This is a genomic window from Nonomuraea antimicrobica, from assembly GCF_039536965.1.
GTDB lineage: Bacteria > Actinomycetota > Actinomycetes > Streptosporangiales > Streptosporangiaceae > Nonomuraea > Nonomuraea antimicrobica.
The window spans coordinates 1-25,515 of sequence record NZ_BAAAZP010000211.1 but is presented as its reverse complement, the minus strand read 5'-3'; the positions used below and the strand labels follow the sequence as shown (position 1 = coordinate 25,515).

The 25,515-nt window shown below is 71.6% G+C and carries 27 protein-coding genes; 19 read left to right on the top strand and 8 right to left on the bottom strand.

Going from position 1 to position 25,515, the window contains the following annotated elements:
- Nucleotides 1-87 precede the first annotated feature (87 nt).
- The 3 genes from ABD844_RS45645 (at nucleotide 88) to ABD844_RS45635 (ending at nucleotide 3,343) form a co-directional block, all read left to right on the top strand.
- Nucleotides 88-1,524: a cytochrome P450 gene (locus tag ABD844_RS45645; protein WP_344893680.1), complete on the top strand. Its 1,437-nt coding sequence runs from the start codon at nucleotides 88-90 to the stop codon at nucleotides 1,522-1,524.
- Nucleotides 1,525-2,095: 571 nt separating this feature from the next.
- On the top strand, nucleotides 2,096-2,407 hold the full coding sequence (locus tag ABD844_RS45640) for a DoxX family protein (protein ID WP_344893749.1): 312 nt from the start codon (nucleotides 2,096-2,098) through the stop codon (nucleotides 2,405-2,407).
- 231 nt (nucleotides 2,408-2,638) lie between these two features.
- Nucleotides 2,639-3,343 carry a cytidylate kinase family protein gene (locus ABD844_RS45635; RefSeq protein WP_344893677.1) on the top strand — a complete coding sequence of 235 codons (705 nt, stop codon included), beginning with the start codon at nucleotides 2,639-2,641 and terminating at the stop codon, nucleotides 3,341-3,343.
- A 328-nt stretch (nucleotides 3,344-3,671) separates the two neighbouring features.
- Here the strand turns inward: ABD844_RS45635 and ABD844_RS45630 are convergent, their stop codons facing one another.
- The 3 genes from ABD844_RS45630 to ABD844_RS45620 form a co-directional block, all read right to left on the bottom strand.
- The gene (locus tag ABD844_RS45630; RefSeq protein ID WP_344893746.1) at nucleotides 3,672-4,184 is read right to left on the bottom strand and encodes a GNAT family N-acetyltransferase; all 513 of its coding nucleotides are present in this window, start codon (nucleotides 4,182-4,184) and stop codon (nucleotides 3,672-3,674) included.
- Between the two features lie 221 nt (nucleotides 4,185-4,405).
- Nucleotides 4,406-5,488 carry a ribosome small subunit-dependent GTPase A gene (gene rsgA / locus ABD844_RS45625; protein WP_344893674.1) on the bottom strand — a complete coding sequence of 361 codons (1,083 nt, stop codon included), beginning with the start codon at nucleotides 5,486-5,488 and terminating at the stop codon, nucleotides 4,406-4,408.
- Between the two features lie 324 nt (nucleotides 5,489-5,812).
- Nucleotides 5,813-6,748: an oxidoreductase gene (locus ABD844_RS45620; RefSeq protein ID WP_344893671.1), complete on the bottom strand. Its 936-nt coding sequence runs from the start codon at nucleotides 6,746-6,748 to the stop codon at nucleotides 5,813-5,815.
- Between the two features lie 82 nt (nucleotides 6,749-6,830).
- Here ABD844_RS45620 and ABD844_RS45615 point away from each other — a divergent pair, with 82 nt between their 5' ends.
- The 4 genes from ABD844_RS45615 to ABD844_RS45600 all read left to right on the top strand — a co-directional run bounded on the left by ABD844_RS45615 (nucleotide 6,831) and on the right by ABD844_RS45600 (nucleotide 9,923).
- Nucleotides 6,831-7,439 (top strand): TetR family transcriptional regulator, encoded by a 609-nt coding sequence (locus ABD844_RS45615; protein WP_344893668.1) that lies wholly within the window; start codon nucleotides 6,831-6,833, stop codon nucleotides 7,437-7,439.
- A 79-nt stretch (nucleotides 7,440-7,518) separates the two neighbouring features.
- A complete protein-coding gene (locus ABD844_RS45610; RefSeq protein ID WP_344893665.1) occupies nucleotides 7,519-9,015 on the top strand; it encodes an MFS transporter in 1,497 nt (498 codons plus the stop codon).
- Between the two features lie 20 nt (nucleotides 9,016-9,035).
- Complete coding sequence (locus ABD844_RS45605; protein ID WP_344893662.1) at nucleotides 9,036-9,578, top strand: TetR/AcrR family transcriptional regulator; 543 nt, start codon at nucleotides 9,036-9,038, stop codon at nucleotides 9,576-9,578.
- Nucleotides 9,579-9,689: 111 nt separating this feature from the next.
- Complete coding sequence (locus ABD844_RS45600; RefSeq protein WP_344893658.1) at nucleotides 9,690-9,923, top strand: hypothetical protein; 234 nt, start codon at nucleotides 9,690-9,692, stop codon at nucleotides 9,921-9,923.
- 155 nt (nucleotides 9,924-10,078) lie between these two features.
- On the opposite strand, the gene ABD844_RS45595 is transcribed toward ABD844_RS45600, so the two are convergent.
- Complete coding sequence (locus ABD844_RS45595; protein ID WP_425568766.1) at nucleotides 10,079-10,351, bottom strand: winged helix-turn-helix domain-containing protein; 273 nt, start codon at nucleotides 10,349-10,351, stop codon at nucleotides 10,079-10,081.
- Nucleotides 10,352-10,523: 172 nt separating this feature from the next.
- On the opposite strand from ABD844_RS45595, the gene ABD844_RS45590 reads away from it, so the two are divergent.
- The 3 genes from ABD844_RS45590 to ABD844_RS45580 all read left to right on the top strand — a co-directional run bounded on the left by ABD844_RS45590 (nucleotide 10,524) and on the right by ABD844_RS45580 (nucleotide 13,014).
- The gene (locus ABD844_RS45590; protein ID WP_344893655.1) at nucleotides 10,524-10,850 is read left to right on the top strand and encodes a hypothetical protein; all 327 of its coding nucleotides are present in this window, start codon (nucleotides 10,524-10,526) and stop codon (nucleotides 10,848-10,850) included.
- Between the two features lie 209 nt (nucleotides 10,851-11,059).
- Entirely contained in the window at nucleotides 11,060-12,019 is a 960-nt protein-coding gene (locus ABD844_RS45585; RefSeq protein WP_344893653.1) for a phytoene/squalene synthase family protein, read from the top strand.
- 116 nt (nucleotides 12,020-12,135) lie between these two features.
- The gene (locus tag ABD844_RS45580) at nucleotides 12,136-13,014 is read left to right on the top strand and encodes a DMT family transporter (RefSeq protein ID WP_344893650.1); all 879 of its coding nucleotides are present in this window, start codon (nucleotides 12,136-12,138) and stop codon (nucleotides 13,012-13,014) included.
- On the opposite strand, the gene ABD844_RS45575 is transcribed toward ABD844_RS45580, so the two are convergent.
- Nucleotides 12,974-14,107: an MGDG synthase family glycosyltransferase gene (locus ABD844_RS45575; RefSeq protein ID WP_344893647.1), complete on the bottom strand. Its 1,134-nt coding sequence runs from the start codon at nucleotides 14,105-14,107 to the stop codon at nucleotides 12,974-12,976. The two genes, ABD844_RS45580 and ABD844_RS45575, sit on opposite strands and share 41 nt — an antisense overlap.
- A gap of 37 nt (nucleotides 14,108-14,144) precedes the next feature.
- Between ABD844_RS45575 and ABD844_RS45570 the strand changes: the two genes are divergently transcribed.
- The 7 genes from ABD844_RS45570 to hpnH all read left to right on the top strand — a co-directional run bounded on the left by ABD844_RS45570 (nucleotide 14,145) and on the right by hpnH (nucleotide 21,877).
- Nucleotides 14,145-14,888 (top strand): polysaccharide deacetylase family protein, encoded by a 744-nt coding sequence (locus tag ABD844_RS45570; protein ID WP_344893644.1) that lies wholly within the window; start codon nucleotides 14,145-14,147, stop codon nucleotides 14,886-14,888.
- Between the two features lie 146 nt (nucleotides 14,889-15,034).
- Nucleotides 15,035-15,883: a squalene synthase HpnC gene (gene hpnC / locus ABD844_RS45565; RefSeq protein ID WP_344893641.1), complete on the top strand. Its 849-nt coding sequence runs from the start codon at nucleotides 15,035-15,037 to the stop codon at nucleotides 15,881-15,883.
- 26 nt (nucleotides 15,884-15,909) lie between these two features.
- Nucleotides 15,910-17,259 (top strand): hydroxysqualene dehydroxylase HpnE, encoded by a 1,350-nt coding sequence (gene hpnE, locus ABD844_RS45560; protein ID WP_344893638.1) that lies wholly within the window; start codon nucleotides 15,910-15,912, stop codon nucleotides 17,257-17,259.
- On the top strand, nucleotides 17,256-18,266 hold the full coding sequence (locus ABD844_RS45555) for a polyprenyl synthetase family protein (protein WP_344893635.1): 1,011 nt from the start codon (nucleotides 17,256-17,258) through the stop codon (nucleotides 18,264-18,266). Before hpnE ends, ABD844_RS45555 begins: the two co-directional genes overlap by 4 nt.
- Before the next feature lies 1 nt (nucleotide 18,267).
- Nucleotides 18,268-20,154 carry a squalene--hopene cyclase gene (shc, locus tag ABD844_RS45550; protein ID WP_344893632.1) on the top strand — a complete coding sequence of 629 codons (1,887 nt, stop codon included), beginning with the start codon at nucleotides 18,268-18,270 and terminating at the stop codon, nucleotides 20,152-20,154.
- The gene (locus tag ABD844_RS45545; protein ID WP_344893629.1) at nucleotides 20,151-20,876 is read left to right on the top strand and encodes a phosphorylase family protein; all 726 of its coding nucleotides are present in this window, start codon (nucleotides 20,151-20,153) and stop codon (nucleotides 20,874-20,876) included. The genes shc and ABD844_RS45545 overlap by 4 nt, the downstream gene beginning before the upstream one ends.
- On the top strand, nucleotides 20,873-21,877 hold the full coding sequence (gene hpnH / locus ABD844_RS45540; protein ID WP_344893626.1) for an adenosyl-hopene transferase HpnH: 1,005 nt from the start codon (nucleotides 20,873-20,875) through the stop codon (nucleotides 21,875-21,877). Before ABD844_RS45545 ends, hpnH begins: the two co-directional genes overlap by 4 nt.
- Here the strand turns inward: hpnH and ABD844_RS45535 are convergent.
- On the bottom strand, nucleotides 21,851-22,624 hold the full coding sequence (locus ABD844_RS45535) for an SDR family NAD(P)-dependent oxidoreductase (RefSeq protein WP_344893623.1): 774 nt from the start codon (nucleotides 22,622-22,624) through the stop codon (nucleotides 21,851-21,853). The genes hpnH and ABD844_RS45535 overlap by 27 nt on opposite strands.
- Nucleotides 22,625-22,846: 222 nt before the next feature.
- Between ABD844_RS45535 and ABD844_RS45530 the strand changes: the two genes are divergently transcribed.
- Nucleotides 22,847-23,215 carry a nuclear transport factor 2 family protein gene (locus ABD844_RS45530; protein WP_344893620.1) on the top strand — a complete coding sequence of 123 codons (369 nt, stop codon included), beginning with the start codon at nucleotides 22,847-22,849 and terminating at the stop codon, nucleotides 23,213-23,215.
- Between the two features lie 38 nt (nucleotides 23,216-23,253).
- Nucleotides 23,254-23,613: a DUF1330 domain-containing protein gene (locus tag ABD844_RS45525; protein WP_344893617.1), complete on the top strand. Its 360-nt coding sequence runs from the start codon at nucleotides 23,254-23,256 to the stop codon at nucleotides 23,611-23,613.
- A 12-nt stretch (nucleotides 23,614-23,625) separates the two neighbouring features.
- On the opposite strand, the gene ABD844_RS45520 is transcribed toward ABD844_RS45525, so the two are convergent.
- Both ABD844_RS45520 and ABD844_RS45515 read right to left on the bottom strand, forming a co-directional pair.
- Nucleotides 23,626-23,967, bottom strand: a complete 342-nt coding sequence (locus tag ABD844_RS45520) for a cupin domain-containing protein (protein WP_344893615.1) — start codon at nucleotides 23,965-23,967, stop codon at nucleotides 23,626-23,628.
- A gap of 12 nt (nucleotides 23,968-23,979) precedes the next feature.
- The coding region (locus ABD844_RS45515) for a helix-turn-helix transcriptional regulator (protein ID WP_344893612.1) at nucleotides 23,980-25,515 on the bottom strand (1,536 nt) is incomplete at its 5' end.

Sequence of the window (25,515 nt, the reverse complement as noted above, 5' to 3'; positions counted from 1 at the left end):
CCGTTGCCGTCTCCGCAGGCTTGACAGACCTGCCATCACGCCAACTGAGCGGCATCGGGACTAGACCTCTACGCGAGCGGGCACAACGTGCAGACGGGCGGAACCCGCGGCCTCCTCACCAGGCCTCGCAACACCCGCTCGCGACATGCCGCAGATGTTCCCTGCCCGTCTGCCGAAGGGGTGACATTGAGCAGCGCCACCCGCACTTCTCCACCGCCTGCGCCCGGACGCCTTCCCGTGATCGGCCACGCCCTCCAGCTATGGCGGCGGCCACTGGAGTTCCTCGACACCCTCACCGCCTACGACCCGCTGGTGGCCGTCCACCTCGGCCCAAGGCCGAGCTACGTCCTGATCAACCCTGGCCTGGTCCAACAAGTTCTGGTCACCGACGCGGCCCGGTACGCCAAGGGTCGTTCCTTCGAGAAGCTGCACGACTACCTCGGTCAGGGCCTGGCCACCTCCGAAGGCCCGTTCCATCTGCGCCAGCGGCGGATGATGCAGCCCGCCTTCCACCACGGTCAGATCGCCCACTATGTCGACATCATGGCGCGCCTGGCCGCGCAGCGGGCCGCGTCCTGGAGGCCCGGCCAGATCGTCGACGTCACGCATGAGATGCACGACCTCTCCCTCGCCGTGGTCACCTCCACGCTGTTCTCCACGGCCCTCGACGAGGGCCTCGTCGCCGACATCCGCCACGCGATGCCTGTCGTCCTGCGGGGCGCGTACACCCGTGTGCTCGACCCCACCAACCTGTGGCACAAGATCCCCACCCCGGGCAACCGACACCTGGCGGACGCGAACCGGCGACTGCACACCGCCATCGACCGCCTCATCCGCACCCGGCGCGAGAAACCGCAGGCAGAGCAGCAGGACCTCTTGTCAATGCTGCTACAGGCCCAGGACGGCGACGGCGGGACCATGACCGACCAGCAGGTCCACGACGAGCTGATCACCCTGCTGGTGGCGGGAACGGAGACCGCCGCCGGTGGCCTGGCCTGGCTCTTCCACGAACTGGGGCAGAACCCGGCCGTCGACCGGGCACTCCAGCGGGAACTCCGGGACACACTCACCGGTGCCCTCACCCCCGATGTTCTGAGCCGGCTCCCGTACACCCGCCGGGTGGTCGACGAGGCACTGCGGATGCGCAACCCCGGAGGCATGACGACCAGGCGGGCGATGGCCGAGGTCGAACTCGGCGGTCACCACTTCCCCGGCGGAACCGAGTTCATCTTCAGCGCCTGGGTGCTGCACCGCAATCCGCGGTACTTCCCCGACCCTGTCCGGTTCGACCCTGACCGCTGGCTTCCCGACCGGCCGCCGGTTCCCCGCGGAGCGTTCATCCCCTTCGGCGCGGGCAGCCACATGTGCATCGGGGAGTCCTACGCGCGCACGGAAATGACGACGGTGGTCGCGGCCGTCGCGAGCCGATGGCGCCTGGAACCCCTGCCCGGAGCCGAGGTACGCGGCATCATGACCTCGACCAACAGCCCCGGCAAACTCCTGATGCGCGTGCAGGAACGCTAGTGCCGCATCAGGCCCATGTCCGGCCCCACGCGAGGGCGGGAGGCGTCACCCGCGACGCCCAGGCCGCGCGCCGGCGCCCCGCCGGTCGAGAGTGGGGGTGGCATCGACGATGGCACCCCCACTCGGCCCGTGGCCAGATGCAGGTGATGACGCCCCACCGGCTCGTGTCAGCGGGCTGGAACGAGGCCGGCGGGACAGATCCACCGGATTGTGCCTCCCGGCCGGATGACGCGGCGGACGCTAGACGTAGGCGTAGGAGCGGTCGAAGGGGATGGCGTGGCTGTCCGGGGTGATGAACGCGGAGGTGCTCCCACAGTTCCGGTAGTACACGTTGATCGTGGTGCCTTTGACCGGCCAGACGCCCGTTTCAGAGGTTAGAGGCAAAGCTCGGCCGAGATGCCCATGGATCGGCCAAGCATCGTCGGCGCATCGCGGATGTATCAACCCCGCCGAGGATCCTTGGGATTGTCAGCACAGCGGCACTCCGAAGGAGCACAGCGATGACCGCCTCCCAGGCCTTCCATAGCCTGCCCAGCAAGGCCAGGACCACGATACTGACCCTGACGGCGGTATCGGCCTCATCCTGCCTGCGATGACGGGCGTCAAGCCGAAGCTCACGCCGCTCGCCGCGGCCGGCCTGGCCCTGACGATGACCCTCGCGACGGTGTTCCATCTCATGCGCGGCGAGTATGGCCTGGTACCCGCGAATCTCGCTCTGGGCGGCGTCGCGGCGTTCGTCGCGGTCGGACGATGGAACTTCAGACCCACCGCGGCGGCGACCCTGATCACCCCACACCTTCTCAAGTCGCTTGCGGTCCTCGCCATGATGGCCCTGCTGGTGTTCGCTCCGACCTGGTACACGATGACCCACGCTCAATTTTGAGCTGCGCGGTCAGGCCCGCCGGCACGCCACCGTCGAAGCGGTACGGCTCGGCCATCGCGTCCAGTACGGCACGCAGGTCGGCCACCCGCACCGCGAAATCCCGAGAGTAATGCTTGAGACCGGCGCACCGACCCGGAGACGGCGAGTGCCGCCGGGTTTCCTCGTCGAACGCGAGCCGGCGACCGCAGCCCGACGTGCGGTACTGAAACAGAGACATCGTGAGAGGCAGCAATGAACCAAGGCACCCGCGGCGAGCTCATCAGTCGGCTGGCCGAGGCGATCAGGTCCGTCACGACCGCGCACCCGCTGCGGGTCGCCATCGACGGGCCGCCCGCCGCCGGCAAGACCACGCTGGCCGACGAGCTCGCCGTCGTGCTGCGCGCGCAGGACCGCGACGTCATCCGCGCGACCATCGACGACTTCCTCTTCCCCCGTGCACAGCGCTACCGACGCGGCCAGTACTCGGCCGAAGGCTGCTACTTCGACGCCCACGACCACGCCGCGCTGTGCCGGGTCCTGCTCGATCCGCTGGGACCAGGCGGAGACCGAAGGTTCCAGCACGCGGTCTACGACAGAGACACCGACACCCCGTCGTCCCCGCCGGCCATGACCGCGCCCGCAGACGCCGTACTGCTCTTCGACGGCGTCTTCCTCCTGCGCCCAGAACTCATCGACCGATGGGACCTGCGCATCTTCGTGTCCGTCCCATTCGAGCAGACGGTGGATCGCGCCCGAGAGCGAGGTACAGCGCCGGCCGGATCCACCGCAGACACCGCCGAAATCGAACGGTCCTGGCGCAACCGCTATATCCCCTCCCAACAGCTCTACTTCGCCACAGCCCGCCCAACCGACCACGCCGACATCATCGTGTACAACGATCAGCTCCAACGGCCGACCTGGGAAGTCCGACCACACTCATCGAGACACAGGATCTGACAATTGCTCCCCGCCCCACGCCCGCGTACGCCCTGCCGGACCACGGGAATTTCGCCGTGTGCTACAAGCCCTCTGACTGCGACATGGGCTTCACCAAAGCCGCCATCACCTGGCCCTTCGAGTGGTCCATCACCGCTGTGTAGTGCTCGGGGGCAGGGCCGGCGGAACGCGCTGCTCGCGGCCTGCCAGCGATCGGGTTCCCATCGTTGGCAGGCCGCCCGCCTCAGAAGGCCATCCGGGTACGTACGTCACAAGGACGGAGCGGCTGTAGTCCAGGCCGAGAGCGCCGAACCTCTGGACGGCAGTGGTCTCGTCTCGGCGGGCTGGGTCAGACTCCGAACGCCGCCGGGTAGCGGATGGTGCCGGTCGGCGCAGGCCGGGTGGGGTCGAAGACGAGCGCCATCATGTACTTGTCCTCGACGTCGAAGGGCGGCCGGATGAAGTGGCCGGAGGCCGGGACGAAGCCGAAGCGGGGATAGTACTCGGCGTGGCCGAGGACGAGCACGAGGTTCTCGCCTTGCTCACGGGCGGCGTCGAGGGCTGCGTGGATGGTGGCCGAACCGGCGCCGGACCGCTGGTGTTCGGGCCGCACGGCGCACGGGCCGAGAGTGAGGGCCGGAGAGTCGTCGACGTGGCAGCGGGTGAGCAGCGCGAACCCGGCGATGGAGCCGTCGGGCGCCTCTGCGACCCAGGACAGGCCGGGGATCCACGCCTGCTGGTCGGCGCGCAGGGCCTCGACCAGGTCGGCCTCGTGTGAGGTGGGGAAGGCCGCGAGGTTGACCTCACGGATCTGGGCGAGGTCGGCGGCGGTCTCGGTGCGGGTGATCCAGGAAGTGCTCATGGGAGTGTTCGAGTCCGTTTCTGTGCTCGCCTGCGGGCGCAGGACGTAGCCGGTGTACTGGTGGTCAGTGCCATGCTCGTGGCGCATGGTGATCTCTCGCTGGGTGGCCGCGACCGCTTCGCGCATCCCGGCCCGTGCCTCGGCGGACGGGGAATCGGTGGACGGGGAATCGGTGGTCGGTTCGCATTCGGTGACGACCAGCGTCGATGGGACGCGGTCGGTCATGACTGCTGGTCCCTGAACTTGTAGGTCGCGCGCAGATGGCTGGTGATGGCCTTCTGCCGGTTGGTACGCTCGCCGCGCAGCCGGGCATCGGTGCGCGAGGCCGCCCACGCGTTCTCGCGCTGTAGCTTGCGGTAGCTGTCCAGACGGCGCTCGGTCAGCTCGCCCGCCTGGATGGCGGCCTGGACGGCGCAACCCGGTTCGGTGTCGTGGGAGCAGTCGCCGAAGCGGCAGTCCTGGGCGAGGTGTTCGATCTCGGCGAAGACCTGTTCCAGGCCGGCGGCGGCGTCATAGAGACTGATCCCGCGCAGCCCGGGCGTGTCGATGAGGACGCCGCCACCGGGAAGGGGAACCAACTCGCGGCGGACGGTGGTGTGGCGGCCCTTGCCGTCCTGCGCGCGTACCTGGCCGGTGGCCAGAAGCTCGTTGCCGAGCAGTGCGTTGCCGAGTCTGGACTTGCCCGCGCCGGAGGATCCGAGCAGGACCGTGGTGCCGCTCAGCAGCGCGGTCAGCACATCGATGTTCTGACCGGTGGCGGCGCTGGTGATCAGGATGTCCACGCCCGGTGCCAGCGTGCTCGTTTCGGCGTGCACGGCGGCGGCGTCGGCGGCCAGATCCGCTTTGGTCAAGACGATCAGCGGCCTGGCGCCACTGTCCCACGCCAGGGCCAGCAGTCGTTCCAGCCGGGCCGCGTCCGGCGGAGCGGTCAGTGAGACGGCGACGACAACGGTGTCGACGTTGGCGGCCAGCACCTGCCCGTGGGAGGTGCGTGACGCCGACGAGCGCACGATCGCGCTATGACGCGGTAGCAGGGCCACCAGTCCCGGTTCGCGGCCCGGGCGCAGCGCGGCCCAGTCGCCGGTGCAGGGTGCCAGGATCGGATCGGGAGAGTACAGCGCCGTGAGGTCGGCCCGCACCGGGCCGGACTCGGTGACCGCGTCACACAGGCCGCGATCCACCCGTGCGATCCGGGCCGGTACCAGGCCGGCCTCGCGGTGTTCGGTGAAGGAGTTGTCGAGTGTTTCCGTCCATCCGTACTGGGACAGGCCGACGTCGGATGGATCTGTGAAGAGATTTGGCAACGTGAGACACCTTGCGGGAAGGGGCCCCGACGAGACGCAGAAACTACCCCGCCTCGTAAGCCGGATGGCTCACGGCAAGGTAAGAAGTGGGTCAGACCGGAGCCCGGGACGTGAGGAATGTCCGGGCGCTGCACACGGCAGCGGTCTTCACCGCGGTCATCAAACCTCACCTCCCTCTCATCCGGAACCCGACACCAACGACCTGCAGCCTAACACTCCCAGCAGAATGGTCTGTCGCGGGTTCCTGTGCCGGAGGCCCGCGAACCCCGTGTTCTGGCTCTTGTCGTAGGCCATCACGGGGCCAGCTCGCTTCGGCGGGCGGACTCAGGCGGCGGCGGGGAACGCGAACCGTACGGCGGTCAGCCGTTCCGACAGCTCCCACAGCCGCCGTCCGGTCTCAGCGTCGGCGGCCGCCGGGGACAGGTGCACCTGCTTCGGCGCGCCGCGCAGCTCGCCCATGCCGTCCGGCCCGAAGAACTGCCCGCTTTCCACGTCCGGGGCGGTCGCCGCGTACAGCTGGGGGAGTGCGCCCTGGTCCGGGGCCTGGGCAAGCGGGGTGAGGATGCGGCCGAACAACACCTTCACCAGGCCGACCGGCGCGCTCGTCTGCAGGTTGGTGGAGGTGTAGCCGGGATGGGCGAGCACGCTGCGCACCGGGCTGCCGGCTGCGGTCAGCCGCCGGTGGAGCTCCCATCCGAAGACGGCGTTGGCGAACTTCGATTGGTTGTAGAACCCCATGGGCGAGTACTTGCGCTCGCCGGAGAGGTCGTCGAAGAAGAGGCGCCCCTGCCGGTGGTTGGTCGAAGTCACCGTGACCACACGAGGGTCGTTCCCGTCGGCCAGCAGGTCGAACAGCAAGCCGGTGAGCGCGAAGTGGCCGAGGTGGTTGGCGGCGAACTGCAGCTCGTGGCCTTGCGCGCTGAGCGTTCGGGGCGGCGCCATCACGCCGGCGTTGTTGACGAGCACGTCCAGCCGTGCGGGGTCGGAGCGCAACCGGTCGGCGAAGGCGCGGACGGAGTCCAGATCGGCCAGGTCGAGGAGGCGCACCTCAAGGCGGGCGCCCGGCTGCTCGGCGGTGATCTCCGCGATCGCCCGACGGCCCTTGACCTCGTCGCGTACGGCGAGGATCACGTGCCCGCCCTTGCGGGTGATCGCCCGGGTGGTCGCCAGGCCGAGGCCGCTGTTGGCTCCGGTGACGACGAACACCCGGTTGGCCTGGTCCGGAATCTGTGTGGCGGTCCAAGGCTGCTGCTTCATCATGTGGCACATATTGCTGAACTTGGCATCAAGTGTCAACAAAGCGTCCTAATGCCATGGATGGCAGGACGTGTACGATGGCCCGATGACCATCCGTCCTGAAATGAGCCTGGCCCAGCGCAAACGTCAGCTCGTCTCGGACGAGCTGACCGAAGCGGCGCTGAATCTGCTGGCGCTGAAAGGGTTCGACGCGGTCACGGTCGACGAGATCGTGACCGCCGCAGGCGTGTCCAAGCGGACGTTCTTCCGGTACTTCGCGTCAAAAGAGGACGTGGTCGTCCAGTTCCTGACTGAGATGGGCGCCGGCATGCGCGCGGAGCTGGCGGGCCGCCCCGCGGAGGAACTGCTGTCGGTGGCGCTGCGGCACACCATCTGGATCTCCATCGATGCCTGTGCCGGCCATGCCGACCGGGCGCTACGTGTGGTGCAGTTGATCTTGGGCACACCCGCCCTGCTCGCCCGCTTCCTGGAGCGCCAGGCGCAGTGGCGCGACGAGCTGGCGGCGGAGGTGGCCCGGCGGCTGGGACTCGATCCCGCGACCGACCTGTATCCACAACTGGCCGCCGGGATGGCGCTGGTCGCCTTCAATGCCGTGTTGCGGCGGTGGAGCGACAGTGGCGGCGCCGAGGACCCGGCCGCCCTGATCGACCGGGCCTTCGCTGTCATCGCGCCGACACTGGACACCGTCGCATAGGAACAGGCGTCGTCGAACGTGGGCCCACGACCGCAGGCAGATATTTGAACGATGGTACAACTTGTACTATCGTTCAAATATGGAATCGCACAAGCGAGCCGGCGTCCGGGTGTGGCTGGGGCTGGGGTTGCTGGCGCTGCCGACCGTGCTGCTGGGCCTCGACGTCACCGTGTTGTACCTGGTCATGCCGAGCATGGCCGCCGAACTCGAACCCACGGCCACGCAAACGCTGTGGATCATGGACGCTTACGGCTTCTTCATCGCCGGGTTCCTCATCACCATGGGGACTCTGGGCGACCGCATCGGCAGGCGGCGCCTGCTCATGATCGGGGTCGCGGCGTTCGCCGCCGCGTCGGTGGTCGCGGCGTTCGCTCCTGACGCAGGGCTCCTCATCGTCGCCCGTGCCCTGCTCGGCATCGCGGGCGCGACGCTCATGCCGTCCACGTTGTCGCTGATCAGCAACATGTTCGCGGACGTACGCCAGCGGGCGGTCGCCATCGGTGTGTGGGCGACCATGTTCGCCCTGGGCATGGCGGCCGGTCCGGTGGTGGGCGGTGCGCTCGTCGACCGGTTCTGGTGGGGGGCGGCCTTCCTGATCGCGGCGCCGGTGGCGGTGGTCGTGCTGGCCCTGGCGCCGGTCCTGCTGCCCGAGTACGCCGCCCCCGGGCAAGGGCGGCTGGATCCGGTCAGCGTCGTGTTGTCGCTGGTCGCCGTGCTGCCGCTGGTCTATGCGATCAAGAGCGGTGCCACGCACGGGGTCGACGCGCTGACGCCCGTGCTCGTGGTGGTGAGCGCGGTCGCGGGGACGGTGTTCGTACGCAGGCAGCTCAGGCTGGCCGCACCGCTGCTGGACATGACGTTGTTCAGGGACCGGGCCTTCTCCGCCGCCTTGACCGTGCTGCTGGTCGGATTGGTCGGCGTGGGCGGCACGATGTACCTGGTCACCCAGTTTCTCCAACTCGTGGAGGGGCTGTCGCCCGCCATCGCCGGGCTGTGGATGGGGCTGCCCGCGCTGGCGATGTTCGTCGCCGCCATCGGCGCTCCGATCGTGGCCAGGCGCATCCGGCCGGGGACGGTCATGGGGGCGACGCTCGGAGTCTCGCTGATCGGGTACGGCCTGCTCGCCACGGCCGAGGTCGGCGACGCGACGAACGTGGTGCTCGGGTTCGGGTTCGTCTACCTGGGACTCGGGGCCATCGCGGCACTGGGCACCGACATCGTCGTCGGGGCGGCCCCGGCGGAGAAGTCCGGATCGGCGGCGGCGTTGTCGGAGACCGTACAGGAGTTCGGCATCGCCGCCGGGGTCGCGCTGCTCGGCAGCCTCTCCACGGCCGTCTACCGATCACTCGCGCAGGCCCCCGCCGGGGTCACGCCCGAGGTCGCCGAGCGGATCACCGCCAGCTTGGACGGCGCGCTCGCGGCCGACCGGGCGGACACCGTCCAGCAGGCGCGAGAAGCGTTCGTCGTCGGGCTGAACGTCGCCTCCCTCGCCGTCGGAGCAGCGATCCTGGCCGTGACCGTGCTGGGACTGTTCATGCTCAGGCACATCCGTCCCATCGGGGAAACCCGGCCGTGAAGGTCGTCTAACCTGGGATCATGGACGGACGCAGGGCCAGAGGCCAGAGGCGCCGGGCCGAGATCATCGACGCGACTCTGGCGGTCGTCCAGCGAGACGGGGCCGCCGGAGTGACCCACCGTACGGTGGCCAAGGAAGCGGGCATCCCGGTCAGCCTGAGCACGTACTACTTCGACACCCTCGACGACCTGCTCATCGCCGCGCTGACCAGCGTCGCGGACACGTACACCGCGCGCATCCGCGACATCATCGACCACCACGACGACAAGTTGCGCGGGCTCGCCGAGCTCATCGTGGAGTCGGCCGGGCCGGGGCGGGAGCGCGCCCTGGCCGAGCGGGAGTTGTCCACCCTCGCCGGCCGGCGGCCCGCCCTGCGGACGGTCGCGCGGCGCTGGCGCGAGAATGTCGCGAAGCTCGGCTCGCAGTGCACGGACGATCCCACGGCCGTCGCCGCGCTCGTCGCGGTGTCCGACGGGTTGTGCACCGCGCTGCTCATCGACAACGCGCCCGCCGAGGTCGACTATGTGCACGCCGTCCTGGAGCAGGCACTCATCCGCCGGTGACGCTACGTATCGCGAACGACAACAGTGTGTAGCCGTCAGTCACGTTCCGCTACGGGGGTGGCTGGCAATCACCATCGTTGATCTGTCCAGCGACACCGGAGGTACCGCGATATGCGTCGTATCCTGCCCGCTCTCTTCGTCTCCCTGGCCGCCGCCACGTTTGTCCTGGGCCCAGTCTCAGCCGCTCACGCCGTCGTCGATCCCAGTAAGAACCAGGCTCTGGAGTCGATCCAGAAGGTCGACCCCATCATGATGGCCAATTGCGCAACCGGTGGCGTCGCCGATCCCGTCGGCGCTGTCGCCGTTCCGCCGGAAGTCCCGCTCGTGGGCTGCCTCACGCTCTAGGTCGGTCATGTCCTGATCGTTGGTGCGGTCGCCCGCAACGAGGTGACGCCGGAATGCCGGTGCTCGTTGTGCTTCGGGGGAAGGTCGTCGCCTGGCGGCCGCACCGGCGGGGTTCGGACGGCCGACGAAGACCGTACAGTTCCCGCCTCCACCATTCAGAGGATGCGGTAGCCCACCCCAGGGGTGGTGACGATGACGGCCGGGGGGCCGAGTTTGCGGCGCAGGCGGCCGATGGTGACGGTGACGGTGTTGGTCAGCGGGTCGGCGAACTCGTCCCAGACCTGTTCGAGCAGATCCTCGGTGCTGAGGAAGGCGGGGCCGGCCCGCAGGAGGGCCTCAAGGAGGGCGAACTCCTTGACCGACAGGTTCAGCGGGCGGCCGTCGCGGGTGACCGTACGGCGTAGGGGGTCGAGTTCGAGACCGGCCACCCGGAGGGTGCGGCTGCGAGCTCGGCCTTCGCCATGAGCTTCACCGAGGTCACGGCCACCTTCGACCAACTCGCCCTGCGGGGCGCGGACGGCGAGTGGAGCCGCGACGACATCGGGATCCTGTACGAGCGGGACGGCAGAACACCGCACCACCCGGGCGGGGTCGTCCAGGATGCGTGCCGCCCTCCCCGACCTGGAGTGGATCGTGCCGGGGCACGGGCCGATCGGCGACGGCCCGACGGCCCTGGCCGAGCTGATCGCCTATCTGGAGCGGCTGGAGGCCGAGGTGTCGGCCGCCGTCGCCGCCGGGAGGACCCTCGACGAGACGTACGCGGTGTGCACCGACCCGTGGGCGCGGGGCCTGCCCGAGTCGCTGACCACCGCGCTCGCCGCGTACGGCCTGCCCAGGGACGCCGTGCACACCGGGTTCCGCGAGCTGGCGCGGCACCTGCACCGCCTCAACGTCCTGGTCACCTACCGGATGCACAGCACCTCATGACGCGCGGGCCCGCTCCAGGGCAACCGGGCACCGGATGATTCCCTGTCGTCTTTCTGGCCCTGGCGGAATCATTCATCCGCACCTAAATTGTTCGCCTGGTAATTGTCCGGCAAGCCATCGCCTGGCCGATGTTCGAGTTTATCGTCGCGAGATCACGGACAGCCATCACCCATGTCCGGGAGGAATCTACACATACGGCCGTCGCAACCATGAAGTTCGCCAGAACCACAAATCTCTGGCGACGGCAGGGTTCCGCCTCTTCGCGGGACCGGGCCGGGGCGACGGGCGTCGATGCGTACCGCCGCGTCGATGACGCCTACCGCCACTGCGAGCAGATCATGCGCGGTCAGGCCCGCAACTTCTCGTACGGTCTGCGACTGCTGCCCGCCCGCAAACGCCGCGCGCTGAGCGCCGTCTACGCGCTGGCCCGCAGGATCGACGACATCGCCGACGGCGACGGTCCCGCCGAGACGCGACTGGCGCACCTGTCCGCGGTGCGCGGGATGCTCGACGGGACCGCTCCCGCGCAACACGACCTCGTGCTGGTGGCGCTGCTGGAGGCGGCCGGCCGCTATCCGATACCGCTCGCGGCGTTCGAGGATCTCGTCGACGGCTGCGCGGCCGACGTACGCGGGACGACGTACGAGACGTTCGACGACCTGGTCGGCTACTGCCGGTGTGTCGCCGGTTCGATCGGGCGGCTCTCGCTGGGGGTGTTCGGCACGGACGACGCCGAGGCGGCCAGACCGCTCGCCGACGCGCTCGGCGTGGCCCTGCAGATCACCAACATCCTCCGCGACCTGCGCGAGGACCGGATGTTCCAGCGGATCTACCTGCCCGCCCACGACCTCGAACGGTTCGGCTGCACGCTGGGCATCGACGCGCACGGCCGGTTCAGCGATCCACCGGAGCACCTGGCCGAACTCATCAGGTTCGAGGCGGACCGGGCGCGCGACTGGTTCGCGGCCGGGATGCGCCTGCTGCCCATGCTGGACGCCCGCAGCGCCGCCTGCACGGCCACCATGGCCGGCATCTACCGGTCACTGCTCGACCGCATCGCCGCCGATCCCGGCCTGGCGCTGGCGGCCAGGATGTCGCTGACGACGGGGGAGAAGTCGCTGGTCGCGGTGCGTGCCCTCGCCCGCGCCAGGCGCGGGAGAGGCGGCTAGGGCATGGTCAGGGCGATCCGGCGCCGCCGGGGGAGTGCCGCCAGGTTCCCCGGTCGGCACCGGAGTGCCAGGCGCCCCGGCCGGCGCCGCTGCGGTGTGTGGTCGAGGTGGCCGGCGTGACCCAGTCATTGACCGCCGCGCTGCTGGCGGTGGTCGCCGCGCTGTGCAACGCCACTTCGACGGTGCTCCAGCGACAGGCGGCGCAGACGGTGCCGGCGGAGTTGGGGTTGCGGCTCGGCCTGATCTGGGCGCTTCTCGGGAACACGCTGTGGCGATGGGCGATAGTGGCGATGATCGGGGGCTTCGTCTTCCAGGCGGCCGCGCTGGCCGTGGGGGGCATCTCCCTGGTCCAGCCGGTTCTGGTGGTCGAACTCGCGTTCACCGTGATCATTCTCGCCTGGGCGTTCGGCACGGTTCCCGACCGGCGGGAGTGGCTGGCGATCGGCGCGTTGTCGGCCGGTCTCGCGCTGTTCCTCGCCGCGGCGGATCCGGGCCCGGGGCAGTGGGTGCCGGACACCGCCGCGTGGATCGCCGCCGCCCTCGTGACCACGGCGGTGGCCGCCGCGCTGGTGGCGGCGGGGGCCAGAGCCGGCGGGCCGATCCGCCCCGCCCTGCTGGGCGTGGCCGCGGGCATCGGCTTCGCCTTCACGGCCACGCTCATCAAGAAGTGCATGACCATACTGGAGGAGGATCCGGGTGCGCTGCCGGTGTCCTGGGCGCCGTACGCGATGGTGGCCGCGGGCCTGTGCAGCCTGTTCCTCCTGCAGAACACCCTGCACAGCGGCCCCTTGGTGGTCGCCCAGCCAGCCTTGACCATCAGTGACCCCCTGGCGGGCATCCTGTACGGCGCGCTGATGTTCGGGGAGCCGATCCGTACCGGGTCGTGGCTGGTGTTCGAGGCGGCAGGCGCCGGGCTGCTGGCGTACGGCGTCGTCGTGCTGGCCAGGTCGCAGCTCATCCAGACCCGTGGCGCGACCGCCCCGGCGCGGAGATGAGCCCCGCCTGGACCGGCAGCGCGGAGAACAGCGCGAAAGCCCGGTCCGTCCGGCGCCTGCGCGCTGCCTCGTCCTCCAGCAGGTCCAGCGCGTCCAGCAGCCCGGACGCGGTGCCGGTGTGGCTGACCACGCTGGCCTCGGCCATCGCCCGCGCGCTGGCCACGCCGTGGCCGGGGATGGGCCGGTGGATGACGACCGGCAGCCCGGCCGAGAAAGCCTCCCAGCAGGTCACTCCTGAGCCGTTGTCGACCAGGGCGTAGGCGTCCGCCATCAGCTCCGGCACGTCGTCACGCCACCCGAGCGCCCGGCCCAGACCGTCGGACTCCAGGCGGCGGCGCAGCCGTGCGTTGTTCCCGCACAGGACGAGCGGCGTGTACCGCCCGGAACCGACCAGGGCGCGCGCGGTCGCGACGATGTCCCCGACTCCCCACGCCCCTCCCGACACCAGCACGAACCGTCCGCCGGAGTCCATGCCCGACCGGCCGGCCGGCGTCCGCGTGAACTCCGGGCGCACGACCGGCGCGCAACGCAGCGCCGACCGGCGGGTCCGGACGGCGATCTCCCCGACGACGTCTCCGTTCGGGCTCAGGCAGCGGTCGTTGCCCGAGTGCAGCCACAGGTGATGCACCGCGAAGTCCGTGACCAGCACGGTGCTCGGGCAGCGCAGCCGGCCGCGCTCGCGCAGCCGTCCGGTGATCTGGGCCGCCAGGTGAAAGGTCGAGACGATCTCGTCGGGCGACCCGGCGGCGACGAGACGGCGCAGGCGAGGGGCGGCGAGCGCCGTGAGCGGCGACGTGCCGCCGGACCGTTTGCCGACGAAGAAGACCTGGTAGATGACCTCGTAGAGCCAGGGGGCGCGCAGGATCATCCAGCGGTACCCGCGACGTAGCGCCGATCCCAGCCGGAGCGGGAACAGGTGGAGGACATCGATGATCTCGGCATCGGCATTCTCGGCGGTGAGCCGGGCGGCCAGTTCGGCGGCGACCCCGTCATGGCCGTTGCCCATCGACGCGCTGAGGATGAGCACCCGGCGACGCCGCTCGCGCCCCGCCCGCTCGGGCGGCTCACTTCCTCGGATCGGCTCACCTTCCACGGCCGGCCGCGCCTCCTCCCGCGACGGGTCCGCGAGGATGCGCCGCGTCGCGCTGCCGCTCGGGCTCGCCGGCCTGGCGCTGCTGCACGCCGGTCCCGCCGCCACCTGGCTGCCCTCGGTACGGCGGCGGCTGCCCGGGATCGCCGGCGTCGGCGATCCCGGTCATGTGGCGCTCACGTTCGACGACGGACCCCACCCCGACTCGACCCCGCGCTTCCTGGACGAGCTGGAGCGGCTCAACTGTCACGCGACCTTCTTCGTCCTCGGCGAACTGCTCGAACGCCACCAGTGGCTGGGCCGCCGCATCGTGGCCGAGGGTCACGAGCTGGCCGTGCACGGCTGGCGGCACGACAACGCCCTGCTGGCCCTTCCGGGACGGCAGGCAGCCGACATCGGCAGAACCGTCGAGCTGGTGAGGGCGGTGGGCGGGTGCGCGGCGTGGTACCGCCCGCCGTACGGGGCGCTCAGCCTGGAGGCGCTCGTCTCCGCCCGCATGAGGGGACTGCGCCCCGTGCTGTGGACCGCCTGGGGCCGGGACTGGGAGGCGGCGGCCACGCCCGGCTCGGTCCTGGCCACCGTGGCGGCCGGGTTGCGCGGCGGGGCGACCGTCGTGCTGCATGACTCCGACCACGCCTCCGTCCCTGGTTCCTGGCGCTCGGCGCTCAGCGCCCTCCCCGCGCTCGTGGACCGCTGCAGGCTCATGGGCCTGAACGTGGGCCCGCTGCGCGACCACGGCGTGGGGGCGCGTTCGTATAACGGGACCACTCCCCTTTCCCGGTAATTCCAACACCCTTTTCCAAATCACCGACGAGTAAATTCAGCGCCAATCAGCGGGCAACGAAATATAGCCCCAATTACCCATGTTTTGTGCCGCCCGGCAGCGGATAGTTCCCTGTCGTGCGGGCGGCAGGGAGAAGCCATTGGCGGGTGCCGGTGGAAAAGGCGCGCCGGGAGAACTTCCCGGTGGCCTCCCGACTGCTTCCCCGCCGACAGCGCGACCATCTCATGGCCGTGTACGGCTTCGCCCGCTCGGTGGACGACATCGGCGACGACGCGCACCCCGATGACCGCCTGCGGCTGCTGGACGAGGTGGACGCCGACCTGGCCCGCCTGTACGACGGCCGCCCGCCACGGCTCGGGCCGGTCCGCGGGCTGGCCCGCACCGTCAGGGAGTGCTCGGTACCCGCCGACCCGTTCCACCGCCTCGTGGCGGCCAACCGGCGCGACCAGCAGGTCGTCCGCTACGAGACGTTCGACGGGCTCCTCGGCTACTGCGAGCTGTCGGCCAATCCGGTCGGCCATCTCGTGCTGTGGGTGTTCGGCGAGGTCAGCGATGCCCGGCTGGCCCTGTCCGACAAGGTGTGCTCTGCGTTGCAGATCATCGAGCACTGCCAGGACGTGGGGGAGGACTACCGGCGCGGTCGCGTCTACCTGCCGGGGGAGGACCTGCGCAGGGCGGGGTGCCCGATCGGGCATCTCGCGGCGACGGCCACGTCACCGCGGTTGCGCGAGGTGGTGGCCGCGCAGGCCGAACGGGCCGGGGCGATGCTGGCCGAGGGAGAGACGATCGTCGGCACGCTGTCCGGCTTCGCCCGTACGGCGGTCGCGGGCTATGTCGCGGGCGGCCACGCGACCCTGGCCGCGCTGAGAGACGCCCGTTACGACGTTCTGGGCCGGGCCGTCCGGCCGCGCCGCGTACGCCTGCTCGGTGGGTGGGCCCGTCTCCTCGTGACCATGAGGCGGCCGGCGCCGGCGCGACGGCTGCCGTCACCGTGAGAGGCGCGCCGATGACGCTCCCTGGGATGCCCGCGACGAGGCCCGCGACGACGATCGCGCCGGTGGCCGTGGTCGGCGGCGGCCTGGCCGGCATCACCGCCGCCCTCGCGCTCGCGGAGGCCGGCTGCCCCGTGACGCTGTACGAGGCCCGCCCGAGGCTGGGCGGGGCGGCGCACTCCTTCCAGCGCGGCGGGCTGACGGTGGACAACGGCCAGCACGTCTTCCTCCGCTGCTGCACGGCGTACCGGGGGCTGCTCGACCGGCTCGGCGGCACCGCCCTGGTCAGCCTGCAGAACCGGTTCGACGTGCGGGTGCTCGGCGGGGCCGGCCGGTCGGGGCGGCTGCGCCGCGCCTCGCTGCCCGGCCCGCTCCACTTCGTGCCCGCGCTCGCGGGATACCGCCTGCTCGGGCCGGGCGACCGGATCCAGGCCCTGCGCGGCTCGCTCGCGCTGAGCAGGCTCGACCCCGCGGATCCGGTGCTCGACACGATGACGTTCGGGAGCTGGCTGGCGGCGCACGGCCAGGGCGCCCCGGTCCGGCAGGCGCTCTGGGACCTGCTCGCGGTCGCGGCCCTGAACACGGGCGTCGAGGAGGTCGCGCTCGGCCCGGCGGTGAAGGTGTTCAAGACCGCCCTGCTCGGCCGGCCGGACGCCGCCGACCTCGGCATCCCCCTGGTCCCGCTCGGCCGGCTGCACGACACCGCGGCCCAGGAGGCCATCGCGCGGCGCGGCGGGGTGGTGCGCCTGTCGGCGAAGGTCACGGCCATCGAGCCGGACGCCGTCATCGTGGACGGCGTCAGGACGAAGGCGTCGGCGGTCGTTGTGGCCACGCGTCACGAGCAGGCCGCGACGCTGGTCCCCGCAGGGGCGGCGCCCGGCAGGGACGCGTGGAGCGCCCTGGACGCGAGCCCCATCATCAACGTCCACGCGCTCTACGACCGGCCCGTCATGCGGATGCCGTTCGTCGCGGTCACCGGCTCGCCCGTGCAGTGGGTGTTCGACAAGACCCGAGTGGCCGGGCTCGGCAAGGGCCAGTATCTGGCCGTCTCGGTGTCGGTCGCGGACACGTGGATCGACCGCCCGACCGCGGACATCCGCGCGGCCTTCGTCCCCGAGTTGCGCTCGGTGTTCCCGGCCGCGCGCGAGGCCAGGTTGACCGACTTCTTCGTCACCAGGGAACGGCGCGCGACGTTCCGTCAGGCCCCGGGCAGCGGAGCGCTCCGCCCGCACGGCGCCACCCGCTGGCCCGGCCTCTATCTCGCCGGCGCCTGGACCGACACCGGCTGGCCCGACACGATGGAGGGCGCCGTGCGCAGCGGACTCCACGCGGCTCGCCTGGTCAGACACCACGTGCGACATCAGGAGAGCGCCTCATGACCCTCACCCTGCCACCGGCGCAGGCCGCCCGCGAACTCGTCGACCCGGTGCTGCGCGAGGCCGTCGACCGCCTCGACCCGCACACCGCCCGCGTCGCCCGCTACCACTTCGGCTGGACCGACGCCTCGGGGCGGCCGCACGTCGCGGGCGGCAAGGCGCTGCGGCCCGCGCTCGTCGTGCTGTCGGGCCGGGCGGCGCAGGCCGACGTCGAACGGTGCCTGCCCGCCGCCGCGGCGGTGGAGTTGGTGCACGCGTTCTCCCTCCTGCACGACGACGTCATGGACGACGACCCGGTGCGCCGCCACCGCCCGTCCGCCTGGACGGTCTTCGGCCGCTCCGAGGCGATCCTCGGCGGCAACGCGCTGCTCGTCCTGGCCGGGGAGCTCCTGCTGGAGCAGGGCACCCCCGGCTCCGTGGCGGCCGCCCGCGCGGTCAATCACGCCACGCTCTCGCTCCTCGCCGGCCAGGCCCTCGATCTGGAGTTCCAGGATCGCGACGACGTGACGAGGGAAGAGTGCCTGCGGATGTCGCGTCACAAGACCGCCTCGCTGCTGGCCTGCGCCTGCTCGATCGGGGTGACGGCGGTGGCGGGCCCCGCCCCGCTGGCCGGCGCGCTGGCCGCGTTCGGCGCCGAGGCCGGTCTGGCCTTCCAACTGGCCGACGACCTGCTCGGCATCTGGGGCAGCACCGAGGTGACCGGCAAGCCGGTGCTGTCGGACCTGCGGGCCCGCAAGAAGAGCCTCCCCATGGTGGCCGCGCTCACCGGCGGCACGGAGGCCGGACACCACCTCGCCGAACTGCTGGCCAGGCCGGGGCAGCTCACGGAGGCCGACCTGCGCGACGCCGCCCGCCTGGTCGAGGAGGCAGGTGGCCGGGCGTGGGCGGAGCAGGAGGCCGGGCGGCGCCTCGACGCCGCGGCCAGGTGCCTCTCGGACGCTGACATGCCCGCGGACGTGCGCGATGAATTCCTGCGCATCGCCCGGTTCATCACCTCCAGGGACCATTGACATGACCACCCTCGACACGCCCCAGAGCCTGCGCACCGACGCCGAGCACGCCCTCCAGGCCGCCAGCGACCACCTGATCGGCCTGCGGTCGCCCGAGGGCTGGTGGAAGGGCGAGCTGCAGACCAACGTGACCATGGACGCGGAGGATCTGCTGCTGCGGCAGTTCCTCGGCATCCGCACCGAGCAGGAGACGGCGGAGGCGGCCCGGTGGATCCGCTCCGAGCAGCGGGCCGACGGCACGTGGGCCAACTTCCACGGCGGGCCGGCGGATCTGTCCACCACGATCGAGGCGTACACCGCGCTGCGCCTCGCGGGCGATCCACCCGACGCGGAGCACATGCGTGCCGCGGCCAAGCAGGTGCTGACCATGGGCGGGATCGAGGCGAGCCGGGTGTTCACCCGTATCTGGCTGGCCCTGTTCGGGGAGTGGTCGTGGCGGGACCTGCCCGTCATGCCTCCCGAGATCATGTTCCTGCCCTCGTGGTTCCCGCTCAACATCTACGACTGGGCCTGCTGGGCCAGGCAGACGATCGTGCCCCTGACCGTCGTTACCGCGCACCGGCCGGTGCGCGAGCTGCCGTTCGGGCTGCCCGAGCTGCGTAGCGGCAGGGCGCCGCGCCGTGCCGTACGCGGGGGCTGGGCCGCGGTGTTCGGCGCGCTGGACAAGGGGCTGCACCGGTACGAGCGGCGCCCGTCGCCGAACCTGCGCCGGGCCGCGCTGCGGCGGGCCGTCGACTGGATCGTCGCACGCCAGGAGGCCGACGGCTCCTGGGGCGGCATCCAGCCTCCATGGGTGTACTCGATCATCGCCCTCCACCTGTCCGGCTACCGCCTCGACCACCCGGTGATGCGCGGGGCGATCGGCGGGCTCGACCGGTTCACCATCCGCGACCAGCGGGGACGCCGGGTGGAGGCGTGCCAGTCACCCGTCTGGGACACGGCGCTGGCGGTCAACGCGCTGCTCGACGCGGGCACCCCAGCCGATCACCCGGCCGTCGCCGGAGCCGCCGACTGGCTGCTGCGCGAGGAGGTCACGACGGCGGGTGACTGGGCCGTGCGCAGACCCGGCCTGGCGCCCGGCGGCTGGGCGTTCGAGTTCGACAACGACGGTTACCCCGACACCGACGACACCGCGGAGGTCGTGCTCGCGCTGCGCCGGCTGGCCCGCCCCGACGCGCGGCCGGCGATCGAGCGCGGGGTCCGCTGGCTGACCGGGATGGCGAGCGGCGACGGGGGCTTCGCGGCGTTCGACGCCGACAACGACCGCACGCTCTGCACCAAACTGCCCTTCTGCGACTTCGGCGCGGTGATCGACCCCCCGTCCGCCGACGTCACCGCGCACGTCGTCGAGGCCCTGGCCAAGGAGTCGCCCCACGCACCCGCCCTGCGCAGGGCCGTGGTCTGGCTGCTCAAGGCGCAGGAGGCGGACGGATCGTGGTTCGGGCGCTGGGGCGCGAACCACGTCTACGGCACCGGGGCCGTCGTGCCCGCCCTCGTCGCCGCGGGAGTCCGTCGCGGGCATCCTTCGCTGCGCCGCGCCGTCGGCTGGCTGGAACGGCACCAGAACGACGACGGCGGCTGGGGCGAGGACCTGCGCTCCTATCGCGAACCGGTCTGGGTCGGCCGCGGCGCCTCGACCGCCTCGCAGACCGCCTGGGCGCTGCTGGCCCTGCTGGCCGCCGGTGAGCGTTCGCCGTCGGTGGACAGGGGAGTGCGCTGGCTGGTCGAGCGGCAGCGGCAGGACGGCACCTGGGACGAACCGTACTTCACGGGCACCGGCTTCCCCGGTGACTTCTACATCAACTACCACCTCTACCGGCTCGTCTTCCCGATCAGCGCCCTCGGACGTTACCTGCGCCGCGAACCGGCAGGCCAGGGCCCCTCATGACGGAGCTGCTGATCTGCACCGCGCTCGGGATCGAGGCCCGCGCCATCAGGCGCGGCCTGCCGTCGCACCTCGCCGGCGTCCGGGTGATCGTCACCGGCGTCGGCCCGCGGCGCGCGGCCCGTGTGGCCGCCGGCCTGGAGGGCACGGAGGCGATGGCCGTGGCCGGCTTCGGCGGCGCGGTCGACAGGAGCCTGCGGCCCGGCGACGTCCTGGTGGCGAGCGAGGTCCGGTTCGCGGGACGGGTCCATCCCTGCCCTGCCGCCCGTCTCCTCGCCGGGGAGGTGGCCCGCGCGGGCCTGCGGGCCAGGGTCGGGCCGCTGGTCACCACCGATCACGTGGTCGGCGGCGCGGAGCGGCACCGGCTGGCCGCGGAAGGCGCGTACGCCGTGGACATGGAGACCGGCCCGCTGGCCGCCCACGCCGCTGCCGTCGCGGGACGGCCGCTGGCCGCCGTACGGGTCATCGTCGACACGCCCGACGCGCCGCTGCTGAGCCCGGCGACACTCCCTCGCGGCATCGCCGCCCGCCGCACGCTCGGTGACCTCGGCCCCGTCCTGGCGCGGTGGGCGGCGGCCACCGGGTCCCGAACCGTCCTGCCGGCCGAGCCGCGCTCGTTCCGTGACGCGGCGGCCGACCGGCAGGAACCCGTCCGCGCGACGGCCAAGGAGCCGGACGTCGTCCTCACCGTGCAGTTCTCGCTACCCAAGGGAGCCTTCCCATGACGATCCCGCTTCGGCAAAGCCTGCGCGTCGGCTCCTACATCCTCGGCCAGCGAATACGGGGACGGACCAAGTACCCGCTGCTGGTGGAGCTGGAGCCGCTGTTCGCGTGCAATCTCAAGTGCGCCGGCTGCGGCAAGATCCAGCACCCTGCCGACGTGCTGAAACGGCGCATGCCGGTGGAACAGGCCGTCGCCGCCATCCAGGAGTGCGGCGCGCCCATGGTGTCCATCGCCGGCGGGGAGCCGCTCATGCACCCGCAGATCGGCGAGATGGTCCGCCGTCTCGTCGGCATGAAGAAGTACGTGTTCCTGTGCACGAACGCGCTGCTGATCCCCAAGAAGATCGACGAGTTCCAGCCCTCGCGGTACTTCACCTGGACCGTGCACATCGACGGCGTGCGCGAGCGCCACGACGCCTCGGTGTGCAAGGAGGGCGTCTTCGACGAGGCGGTCGCCGCCGTACGCGAGTGCCAGCGGCGCGGCTTCCGGGTCACCACCAACACGACGTTCTTCTCCACGGACAGCCCGCAGACCGTCATCGAGGTGCTCAACTACCTCAATGACGAACTCGGGGTGGACCAGATGATGATCTCCCCGGCGTACGCCTACGAGAAGGCGCCCGTCCAGGACCAGTTCATGGGCGTGCGGGAAACGCGCGCGCTGTTCCGCGAGGCGTTCGCCGAGGGGAGGCGGCGGCGCTGGCGGTTCAACCACTCGCCGCTGTTCCTGGACTTCCTGGAGGGCCGGATCGAGCTGCCGTGCACCGCCTGGGCCATCCCGTCGTACTCGCTGTTCGGCTGGCAGCGGCCGTGCTACCTGATGGCGGACGGGTACGCCCAGACCTACCGCGAGCTGATCGAGGACACCGACTGGTCGGCCTACGGCCGGGGCCGCGACCCCCGGTGCGCGAACTGCATGGCGCACTGCGGGTACGAGCCCACCGCCGTCCTGGCCACGATCGGGTCGCTGAAGGAGTCACTGCGCGCCATCAGGTCCGGCTGACCCCTGGATGCGCCCGAAGCGCCGCGCGAGCAGCCGGAACGCTCCCGGCGCCGCCCCGCGCAGCCTGGCCGGCACCCGCAGCCATCCCGGCACGAACGACTCCGGCCGGCCGTCCGTGATCGCCGCCACGATCGCCCGTGCCACCCGCTCCGGCGCGATCGGCACCGGCCAGGCCCGCGTGTACGGGGCGCCGCGCCGTACGAAGAAGGGCGTGTCCACCACCCCCGGCAGCAGCACGGACACGCCGACGCCCGGCACGTGGTGCAGCTCGTGCCGCAGGCCCTCCGCGAAGGTCATCAGCCCCGCCTTCGTGGCCGAATAGACGGACTCCTGCGCCACCCCCACCGCCCCGGCGATGGAGGCCACGAACACGAGGTGCCCGCGGCCCGCCGCCACCATCCCCGGCAGCAGCAGCCGGGTGAGCGCGATCGGCGCGCCGAGGTTGACCGCCAGCAACCGCTCGGCGGTGCCGGCCGGCATCCGCACGAACGGCCCCGCCCACCCCACGCCCGCGTTGTTCACCAGAACGTCGACGTGCCCGGCCCGCGAGACCAGCTCGTCGGTCTGGGTGGCCACGTCGTAGGCCAGCGCGCGCCCGCCGGTGGCCGCGGCGACGGCCGCCAGCCGCTCGCGATCGCGCCCGGCCAGCGTCAGCCGAGCGCCGGTGCCGGCCAGCGCCAGCGCGGTGGCCGCCCCGATGCCGGAGGAGGCCCCGGTGACGAGGACATGGGCGTCGGCGAGCCTCACGGCTGCCCGCCCCGAGGCGTCGGTCGGTCCGCGAGCATCGGTCACCTGTCTCCGCGCGTGTCACTGCCGTACAGGTGTGCTTTCCACTCCCGCGCCGGGTCACACCGTCTGACGTGCTGTCTTGACCATGGGACGGAAGTACCTAAGCGTGACTGATTCCCCGTCGTCCCCGTCTCCCTAACGTGGTGGTCACACGAGAGCACGACCACTGAGGAGACGAACATGAGCGACACGAACGAGCTGGTCCAGCGCTACCTCGCCGCGTGGAACGAGACCGATGCCGCCGCGCGGCAGGCCGTCCTGGAAGAGATCCTCGCCGAGGACGCGGTGTACACCGACCCGCTGGTGTCCGTCCGGGGCAGGGCCGGGCTGGACGCCACCATCGCGGCGGTCCAGGCGCAGTTCGGCGGGCTGGTCTTCAGCCTCGGCGGCGCCGTGGACGCCCACCACGACATCGCCCGGTTCACCTGGCACCTGGGACCTGAGGGCGCCGAGCCGGTCGCCGTCGGCTTCGACGTCGCGGTGATCGGTGCCGACGGGCGGATCAGCCAGGTGCTCGGCTTCCTGGACCAGGTGCCGGCCCAAGCCTGACCGACGCCCCGCCCAGCCACGACAACAGAGGAGGAACCATGACCGCCTACGTCATCGCCCACCTGCAGGACGCCGCTCCGCACCCGGAGGTCGCCGAGTACATGGAGCGCCTGCCCACCACCTTCGAGCCGTACGGCGGCCGCTACCTGGTGCACGTCGCCCAGCACGAGGTGAAGGAGGGCCGCTGGCCCGGAGCGGTCGTGATGCTCGGCTTCCCCGACCTCGCCCGAGCGCGAGCCTGGTGGGACTCCCCCGAGTACCGGGAGATCGCGCCGCTGCGCTCGCGGCACATCGAGGGCGACATCATCCTGGTCGAAGGCGTCCCCGAGGGCTACCACCCGGCCGCCGCCGCGCAGGCGGTACGAGAGGCCGCGCGTGCGGCGGTGTCCGCCGAGTAGCGCCCGGACCCGTCAGGCGGTGACGTCGTAGTTGAAGCCGAAGGCACGCGCACCGGTCTCGGTACGGGGCCGGTGGCTGGTCTTCGGGCCGAAGGCGACGTACGTGCCCGGGCCGTGGACGCGGTCGCCCTCGACGAGTTCGCCGCGCACGACGAAGTACGCCTCTCCGTAGGTGTCGTGGACGTCGAGGTCCGGCCATTCGGCGCCAGGGGCGAGGTCGATCACCCACGTTCTGATCCCCGGCATGCCCGGAAGCATCCGTACGTGCACGCCGGGACTCAGCTCGACCGGCGGGACCTCATCGACCTCCACGGGGAGCATTTGTCCAGGTAGCACCTGCTCTGGAGGGTTCATCGGGACACCATCTCACAGCCCGAGTCGGCCGGCGAAATCCTTCAGCTCGCCCCGGGAGGCGATGCCGAGCTTGGGATAGGCCTTGTAGAGGTGGTAGCCGACCGTCCGGTGGCTGAGGAAGAGCTGCGCGGCGATGTCCCGGTTGGACAGGCCCTGCGCGGCCAGCCGGGCGATCTGCAGCTCCTGCGGGGTGAGGTCGGCGGCTGGCCCCGCAGCGGGCCTGGCGGCCTGGGCGCCGGTCGCGGTGAGCTCGCCGCGGGCGCGTTCGGCCCACGGCCGCATGCCGAGCCGGTCGAAGACCTCCAGGGCGTCGGTCAACCGCCCGCGCGCCTCGGCCTTGCGCCGGGCCCTGCGCAGCCACTCGCCGTACAGCAGCGCGGTCCTGGCGTACTCCAGCGCGCGGCGGTCCTGGTCGTGCAGGCCGAGTGCCGCCGTGTAGAACGCCTCGGCCTGGTCGTCGGCGGCGAGCAGCCCGCGGCAGCGCAGCACGAGCGCGTCGGCCCACGGCCGCCGGACCGAACCGGCCCACCGCTCGAAGCGCGCCAGAGGCTCGGCGGCGCGTTCCGACGCCCCCACCCGTACGGCCGACTCCACCAGGTCGGGAGTGGAGCGGGTGGCGCAGATGTGGTGGCGCATCGGCTCGCGGGTCAGGCGCTCGAAGCGGGTGAGCGCCGCCTCGGCGCGGCCGAGCCCGAGATCCAGCAGCCCGAGCGACCAGTGCGCCCACGGCACGCCGCCGGAGACGGCCCCGGATGCCGTGCCCGCCAGGGCCTCCTCGGCGTTGCGCCGGCAGGCCGCCTCCTCGCCCTTGGCCGCGTCCAGGTAGGCGAGCACGCTGCTGAACTGACTGATCCACTGCTGCTGGCCGGTGTCTCGGGCGAGCGCCATGGCCTCGGTCGCGGTGGCGAGCGCGTCCAGGTGCCGCCCGGTGAACACCTCGCCCTCGGCCATGAAGAACAGTGCCGTCGGCAGCCGCCCGGCGCCGCCCCGGGCGCGGTGTTCTGCGGCGAGCGCGGTCGCCAGCTCGTAGGCGTCGGCGTCCTGGCCCAGCGCTAGTGCCGCGCCGCTGAGGATCATCAACGCCTGATCGGGGGCGCGGCCCCGCCGCCGTACCTCGGCGAGGGTGTCGCTCAGTGGCGGCGGCCGTTCGGCACGGCCCCGGTCGAGGTGGGTGAGGTAGGCCGCGACCGGCGCGAGTGGGTCCGCGTCGTCCAGCGGCAGCCCGGCCAGCTCGGCCAGTGTCGCCGCGAGCTGCCGTTCCCCCAGGTACCAGGAGGTGTGCACGGCCTGGATCAGCAGCAGCGCGGCCTGGCCGGGATCGGTGTCGCGGACGCGCCCGGCGCCGTCCAGCAGCAGCCGGTGAGCGGCGGGGTAGGAGCCCTGCCAGAAATCCGCGAGCGCCCGCACCTGGGCGATGCGCGCGTGCACCGCCGGGGCCTCCTCCAGCCGCCGGGCCGCGCGGGCGCCGAAGGCTCTGGCGCGCGCCAGATCACCCGCCTCCAGCGCCGCCTCCGCCGCCAGGGCCTCGCGGCGAGCCCTGGCGAGGTC